This window comes from Bacillota bacterium, assembly GCA_030705925.1.
Classification (GTDB): Bacteria; Bacillota; Clostridia; order Oscillospirales; family Feifaniaceae; genus JAUZPM01.
In genome coordinates this window covers 1-7,416 of the sequence record JAUZPM010000086.1, presented here as the reverse complement: position 1 = coordinate 7,416, position 7,416 = coordinate 1, and the positions used below count along the sequence as shown (strand labels likewise).

The following is a 7,416-nucleotide window of genomic DNA, read 5'->3' as shown; positions in this document are numbered from 1 at the left end:
GCGGCTCTTTTCTTCATAGAAACTCTCCTAATTTAGATTAATACTAATGCTATCGAAATAAAACATATTCTCCTTAACAAATTTATAAAAAAATTATGCCAGAAAAGTATAGTATATTATTCCTGTGAATTTGTTGAGTTACACTAAAATTTAAACAATATGAAAACAATGCTTGAATTATTGAAAAATGATAAAAAATGCATAAAAGTATGATACTGACATTAATAGATGAGCATGTTAAAATAGTATTATAGAAAAATATGCCAGCCTTTGGGCGATTACCATCGGGTAGTCGCCTTTTTATATTAAGTTAATGAAAGGAGTGCAGAAGATTGGGCAGCTTTACGACGAACCATAAGTATTAAGGGCGTTGAAACGGATTACAATTAGTGCTGGGAGTAGCGCTGAAATTATGCTATCATATATAAAATCGCTTATAACTGTAAAGGAGTTTTCCTTTGTATCCACATGGGCGGACAAGCTTGTCGCCGCGCGGGGCAGACGATAAAAGGCAGTAAAATGGGTGCTTACCGCAAGCTTTGGGTCATAAATATGCTTGATAAACTGGGCGTTGCCGTTGACGATGGCGTGAATGCCCTGATTGAGGCTACTGTAAAGGCACTCAACGATACAGCCGAAAAAGCGGCAAGTGAAATTGAAAATAAGGCGGATTCGCTGAAAAATGAAGCAACGGCAGCTGACACGCCGAATATAATACCAGATGGAACGCCTGTAAAAGCGGAAATCAGTGAGTAGAAAGAGGGAATTTTAATGTATCCGTTTAAAAAATTTACTATAACCTGTCCGTATGGAAAAAAGGGGAGCTGGCAGTGCGGCTATCACACGGGGACTGATCTTGTCGGCACTGACGACAATGTAATGGCAGTGGCCGCCGGAACGGTTACAACCGTGAGCTTCAGCAAATCTTATGGCAATAACGTTGTCATCCATCACGACGACGACACGGCGTCACGCTATGCGCACCTCGCACTTGCCAAAGTGAAAACCGGAGATAAGGTCAGCGAGGGGCAGACAGTCGGCATACAGGGCAGCACCGGCAACAGTACTGGCAAGCACCTGCATCTCGAAATCTTTAAGAAACTGCCTGTGGTATATCCGAGCGTTTTCCCGGGAAATACGATGAATCCTGTCGAATATCTCGACGCTCACAGCAAAAAGTACACTGAATATCTTTGCAGACAGGTGCTTCCGCTCGATCTGGGTGTTGCCATAGTCGATCAGCAAGCGTGGAATATCGGCATTGCGAATTTCATGACGGGCGGCTTTTTCGGCAAAGAGGCAGGGGGGCGCACTTATCCAGCCGTCCACCTTTTAGATTCCGGCAAGTTGCTTGAAAAAATGCCGGGAACGCAGTTCACCCAACCGACGCTGTACACGACCTTTGACGGGAAAATCGGCATTATTATGACAAACGACCCCTCATCTGTCCCAAAAGTCAAATCCGCCATAAGCGGGATTGCCGTCTGCGGCGACCTTGACTATGACTATATGAAGCAGGGCTGGGACAACAGCTGGAACTATGACACTGTCCATGCGCTTTTAGGCATCAAAGGCGGACTTGTATACTGCTGTATGGTAAAGGGCGGTTACGCCGACCTTAAAAGCTATGCCGCTGACAAGAGATTTGAAAAGGCGATCAAGCTCGACGGCGGCGGTTCCGCCGTATGCAGGGACGGAAACAAACTTTTGTATAAGTGCCCGACCGAGAATCGCAGGATAAATTCGATTGTCATGTGGGATAAATAATTTTCGCCCTGGTTATATAAACCCCGAAATCTGACTTTCTGCCTGCTTGGAGGTCATTGTGGCAGAGCAGGTCACGGAGAAAGCTGTTAGCCTGTTTTTTTATTCAGGTCGGTCATTGCTGAAAAATCGTGTATTTGCATTGTTTCTTCGCAGAGGTTCTTTTCTATTAAATACCTTGGTCTGCCTTTGACCTCAGAATAGATCTTGCCGATATATTCGCCTACGATGCCGAGCGCCAAAAGCTCGATGCCGCCAAGCGTCCATAAAGAGCTTGCCATGTCCGCACCAAAGCCTGCAGCCAGTTTTGCCACAAATACAACCACGCTGAGGCAGGTGACTATGAGTCCAAGCGATGTTATCAGCCTTAAAGGCTTTACTGAAAAGGACGTGATGCCGTCAAGCGCAAATGAGAACATCTTTTTAAGCGGATATTTCGAGGTTCCGGCGGCGCGTTTTCCTCTTTCGTAATATACATAGGTATATTTAAGCCCGATCTGTGGAACTATGCCCCTAAGAAACAGGTTTACCTCTTTATACTGCGCAAGACAGTCGAGCGCCCTTTTGCTCATTAGCCGGTAATCCGCATGGTCGGATACCATTTCTGTTCCCATCGCGCGCATTAACTGATAAAACCCTAGTGCGGTGGCTCTTTTGAAAAAAGAATCCTTTTCCCGGCTGCTGCGCACACCGTACACGATGTCACAGCCGTCGTAATAAGCTTTGAGAAAAGCGTCGACCGCCCCGACGTCGTCCTGAAGATCGGCATCCATCGAGATAACAGCGTCCGCATATTCTTTTGCGGTCATGAGCCCGGCGAGAAGCGCGTTCTGGTGACCCTTGTTGTGAGAAAGCTTGAGACCTGTAAATATATTATCTTTGTTTGAAAGCTCCTCTATAAGCTGCCACGTCTTGTCTTTCGAGCCGTCGTCGACCAGAAGAATGCGGCTTTCCTCCTTGGCAAGACCGTTTTTGATAAGCAGCCTCATTTTATAGCTAAGCTTTTCGGCAGTCAGCGGAAGCACGTCTTCCTCGTTATAGCACGGGATAACAAAATAAATAATGTCAGCCATTTTCCGCACCCTCCTTGCGTGTAAAAATAAAGTTTTTGCTTAGAACGTAATTTATTATAACAACTAAAACGTTGGAAAAGAGTTTGACATATAGATCGTTATAATGCGCGACATCTATAAATAAAACCATGATTCCCGTATCGAGCAGCCCCGAAAGCAGACGGCAGGTCACAAAAGAGGTGAGCTCTTTAATCACCGAGCCGGCATTCAGGCTTTTACTTTCGAATACGAGCAGTTTGTTTGTGACGAAAGCAAAAATCACTGAAAGCACCCATGCGGCGGCGTTGCTGAACACGACAGACAACCCTGCGAGATGCGCGAATATGATATATGAGAAGTAGTTCACCGCTGTTGTCAACGCGCCGAAGATGACATACAGGATCGGTTCCTTATACATTTCATAATATTTTTTCATATCAGCCCTCAGCTTTTAAACAGGTAAAGACTGCCTGAAACGCCGTTGCTTCGGGAAGCAGTGGTCTGTGAGCCGCCTGAATACTCGGAAGAATCTATAAGAACGGCGTTTTCTTTAACGTAGGAAACAAGATCGGAACTTCCGCCGCCGAAGCCGCCCTGACCCGAAACGAGGAAGTAAGTCACCTTGCCCTCTTTGACTAGCTCTTTAAGCTTGTCGAGTGTTAGAGAATTGTCGGAACCGAGGAATCCGCCGTAAGCGTATGCTGGAAGCCCTGTGTCTACGATGAACTGGGCGACGTCGTTTGAACGCTGGGAAACGACAAGGAAGCTGCCCTCCTTATAATTTGCGACAAGGTATTTTTCAAGGGCGGTCGTGCCTGCGTCTAAGTTATTGAATGTTCCCTGATTCGGCGTCATGCCAGCAATCTCTGATGTAGAGGCGAGTTCAGGCCCCGCGTAGGGCATCGTTACGTTCTGCGGCGGGTACATCGTGACCGTCATGCTCCAGTAGAGGGGCGCGGCAAGAAGAGAGATAAGCATAAAGCATGTTGAAATGATGAGTATAAACTTTTTTGGCTTAAAATAGTGCAGTCCCATGAGGATGAGAGATACTGCCGCCGCCCCTGACATTATCGGGACAAGCCATACTCTAAGTGCCGTATAGCTCCAGACGTAAATGATTCCAAAAATCGATGTTGCGATGAGGGAGACGGGGAGAAGGAACTGCCTCCAGCCTCTTTTATTTTTGAAAGCGTTTACCATTTCTGCAAGTCCAGGCCCTGATATGCCAGCAACTGCGGGCGCCAACATGCAGAGATAATATCTGTGCCAGAAGCTTGCAAAACTGAAGAAGACGTACATTACGAGAAGCCAGAGTATCCAATATAGAAATGCGCATTGTTTTATATTTAGGTTTTTGAAACTAAACTTTTTGGTCTTTGCGATGATGCAGAAGAGGGCGAATATCAGAAGCCATGATGCCTGACCGTAAAGGCTGCTGCCCCAAAGCCTGAATGCTCCGGCATTTCCTATCTCGTTGCCGGCGATACCGCCGCCTTTACCGAAATTACCTCTGCCGTCCTGTCCGTTACGGAAGCCGTCCTGACCGCCGGGGAATCCCTGTCCCATCTGTCCGCCGTCCCTGATGCGCTGTCTGCCCCCGTCGGTGCCGGGCATTGCAGGGGGAGTGCCGTTGCCGTTTTGCATATTCGGCTGACCGCCGGCGTTATTGCCTTTTGGCATTGAGGGAGGCGTTGTGCCGTTCCTGTTTCCATCCTGGCGCATTCCCCCGTCTCCGGGCATTCCGCCCCGGCTGCCGCCCTGACCATAGATGCGTTCAAGCCCGTTGTGTCCGATTATAAGTTCGCTTACTGTATTGTTCGTGGAGCTGTCGACGTATGGACGGCTGCCAGCCGGTGTTAAGTCGACGGCAAGCACCCACGCGAACGATATGTCAGCAACGATGACGATGCTTATAAGTCCCGCAATTATGCGCTTGTAAAACTTTTCTTTTGCGAATATGAGATAAACGACGGCGATTGCCGGAAGTATCATATATGCCTGAAGCATTTTAATATTGAAGCCTAAGCCCACCATTGCGGCGCATATGAAAAGGTAACGCCATTCTGTCTTTTCGATTGCTTTAAACAAAAACCATGTAGCAAGCAGTAAAACGAATATGAGCTGAGTGTCGATCGTATTGTTCCTAGCCGCAACAACAAGAGCCGGGGTGACTGCGAACACAAGCGAGGAGACAAGTCCAGCGGGACGTCCGAAATATTTTGCCGTCAGGAGATACATCATTATGCAGGATGCTGTTCCGGCAAGCGCCTGAGGCAGCAGCATCACCCAGCCGTGATAGCCGAGTATCTTAACGAAAATTGCCTGTATCCACAGCCCGAGCGGCGGTTTGTCGACCGAAACCATCCCGGCGGGGTCGAACGCGACAAAAAAGAAATTTTTAAAGCTTTGAGTCATGCTCTTTATTGCGGCGGCGTAGTAAGCGTTGCCGAAGCCCAGCTTTGAGATCGCATAGAAATTGAGCCCGAAAGAAAGGGCACAGATCAGCGCAAGTATGCATAAATACCAATATTGTTTAAAAATCGTTTTCGGTCTTAGATCGTATGATTTTATGATGTTCATTTTTAGTCCTCCGATTGTCCGCGGGTGCGGGCTTGAGTTTTATAAATTTTGACTACAATAGATATTTTACCTGCCAACATTAAAATTCGCTTAAATACTGTAGACAAAATGTGTCTGATATATTAACAATATGTAAAGGTTAAAAGGCATGTCCAATCGTGCAAGAAATAACGCTAGTTATGATAAACTTCGTTGACATTATTTGTCGCTAAAGTTAATATATAGTCGGTATTTTGGAATTTTTAAACTTGGAGGCATGATATGAAAAGATTTTTAAGCTTACTGCTCATCCTGACGCTATGTATGCAGATGATGGTCGTTTCAACGGCGGCGGCAGATACGACGTCAGCAGATACGACATCGGCAGATACGTCAGACATCAAAACGCTTTCTTTCCAGCCTTTCGACTCGGTGTCAAACAGCGACGGGACTGTCATTTACATGACATCACGATCAGAAAAAAGAGTGTACAGCATCAATACATATAATTTTACGGTCTCGTTCATCACTTTCGATCTTATGCCGGAAGCGCTTTGCTATAAAGACGGCAAGCTCTATGTTGCGCTATGCACGAGAGATCACTATTCTTGTTGGTGGAAAGAGGACCAAAGCGGGGCTTTTGCAATTATCGACTGTTCAACATTCACAAAAACCGCGCAGTATAACATAAACATAGACCCTTATGACATAGCTGTCTCAAACGAGAACAACATATACATTACATGCGGATCAGGTCAATTCGGGTATATCGGTGGTTATACACAGCAAGGCGTCTTGATAAATACATCATCGATCTGTCAATTGTCGACATTAGTGTATAATTCAACGCTTGACAGACTATATACGATCGATGATATGGTCATGCCATTGGATATGACTGCCTATACATTAGATTCCACTGGCAAAATCACATCCAGTTATGTGTGGAAATACCACAATGATTTTGATACTTCCAATTTATTCGACATATCGCCTGACGGGAAATATATTTTTAACAATATTGGTTATATTGCGACATGCGCGGCGGCGCAGTCTGAAGATATGATAAAACGGGATGAGCCGTTCGTTCCGTTCAACGGCATATCCTTTGATCTTGCAAACGACGCGTTTTATTTGGCAGGTATAGATAATCGGGTGCATCAATACCAGTATTCAAATCTTACACCTACTAAGGATTATGCCGTCAGCAGCGGCATCCCCCAATCGGTATACAAAACGTTAGACGGCATTGTCATAATCACAAAAGATAATAACAGTGTATACCGCATAGAAAAAGCAACGACGACAGTTTCGTCAGCTACAGATAACGACTATGGCGCGGCGTTCAAAAATGAATTTTCAGCTTTTGTTTATGATCCCGGTCACAACAAAACCTACTTGCTTAATAAGGGAACTAAAAAACTATTTGTTTTTAACGATTCGACAGGCACGATCGAAAAAGCAGTGTCGCTTGACTACAGACCGGACGGGATCAACATTTCATCTGATGGCACAAAAATTCTGATCGTTAATGACAACAGAGTCTATCTGGTGACTGAGCTTGATATCAATACGCTTCAAAAAACCAGGGAAATCATCTATTCCATCCCGGAAAATCTTAACGAGACTTGCCATCGACATATCATCGAGGGCCAGGGGAAAATATTCATTATTGATGGCGACATCGAAATTCATGCATATGTTTTTGATCAGAATACCCTTGCATATTTAGGAAATTTCGGGCTGCCGACCGGCATCAGCGATATTAAAATAGACGACAGCGGAAAGTATATGTATATAAGCACCCAACAATCATGGCTCATAAACATGGATGACTCTAATTACAGTTTGATTTATAAATATGATATTACAAAAGACGCCGCTGTCCTGACCGACTGCTTTAATCCGAGCAACTATACTGTATCATGCGGCCCGGTCGATTCGCCCATTATTTTATGCAAAGACAGTCTTTACTTTAAAAAATTAAAATTCAGCGCCTCGGATTTGAAGACAAATAACATATTGTTTCCAGAGACTATAT

The 7,416-nt window shown here is 45.3% G+C and carries 6 protein-coding genes; 3 read left to right on the top strand and 3 right to left on the bottom strand.

What is annotated here, in order from left to right:
* The first annotated feature begins 468 nt into the window (after window positions 1-468).
* Both Q8865_10450 and Q8865_10445 read left to right on the top strand, forming a co-directional pair.
* Window positions 469-756, top strand: coding sequence for a hypothetical protein (locus Q8865_10450; GenBank protein MDP4153835.1), 288 nt, complete (start codon window positions 469-471; stop codon window positions 754-756).
* A gap of 15 nt (window positions 757-771) precedes the next feature.
* Window positions 772-1,767, top strand: a complete 996-nt coding sequence (locus tag Q8865_10445) for a M23 family metallopeptidase (protein MDP4153834.1) — start codon at window positions 772-774, stop codon at window positions 1,765-1,767.
* A gap of 86 nt (window positions 1,768-1,853) precedes the next feature.
* Here Q8865_10445 and Q8865_10440 read toward each other — a convergent pair whose 3' ends face one another.
* Genes Q8865_10440 through Q8865_10430 form a run of 3 tightly spaced genes read right to left on the bottom strand, consistent with a single transcriptional unit; the run spans window position 1,854 to window position 5,396 of the window.
* Window positions 1,854-2,837 (bottom strand): glycosyltransferase family 2 protein, encoded by a 984-nt coding sequence (locus tag Q8865_10440; GenBank protein ID MDP4153833.1) that lies wholly within the window; start codon window positions 2,835-2,837, stop codon window positions 1,854-1,856.
* Window positions 2,830-3,252 (bottom strand): GtrA family protein, encoded by a 423-nt coding sequence (locus Q8865_10435; GenBank protein ID MDP4153832.1) that lies wholly within the window; start codon window positions 3,250-3,252, stop codon window positions 2,830-2,832. Before Q8865_10435 ends, Q8865_10440 begins: the two co-directional genes overlap by 8 nt.
* A gap of 8 nt (window positions 3,253-3,260) precedes the next feature.
* Entirely contained in the window at window positions 3,261-5,396 is a 2,136-nt protein-coding gene (locus Q8865_10430) for a glycosyltransferase family 39 protein (GenBank protein MDP4153831.1), read from the bottom strand.
* 261 nt (window positions 5,397-5,657) lie between these two features.
* Between Q8865_10430 and Q8865_10425 the strand changes: the two genes are divergently transcribed.
* Window positions 5,658-7,416 (top strand): hypothetical protein (locus tag Q8865_10425; protein MDP4153830.1); only part of this gene is annotated, 1,759 nt, incomplete at its 3' end.

Bases quoted from the DNA above. Each gene is read 5' to 3' on its own strand.
- Q8865_10450 (MDP4153835.1), top strand. From the start codon at position 469: ATGGGCGGACAAGCTTGTCGCCGCGCGGGGCAGACGATAAAAGGCAGT.
- Q8865_10445 (MDP4153834.1), top strand. From the start codon at position 772: ATGTATCCGTTTAAAAAATTTACTATAACCTGTCCGTATGGAAAAAAG.
- Q8865_10440 (MDP4153833.1), bottom strand. From the start codon at position 2,837: ATGGCTGACATTATTTATTTTGTTATCCCGTGCTATAACGAGGAAGAC.
- Q8865_10435 (MDP4153832.1), bottom strand. From the start codon at position 3,252: ATGAAAAAATATTATGAAATGTATAAGGAACCGATCCTGTATGTCATC.
- Q8865_10430 (MDP4153831.1), bottom strand. From the start codon at position 5,396: ATGAACATCATAAAATCATACGATCTAAGACCGAAAACGATTTTTAAA.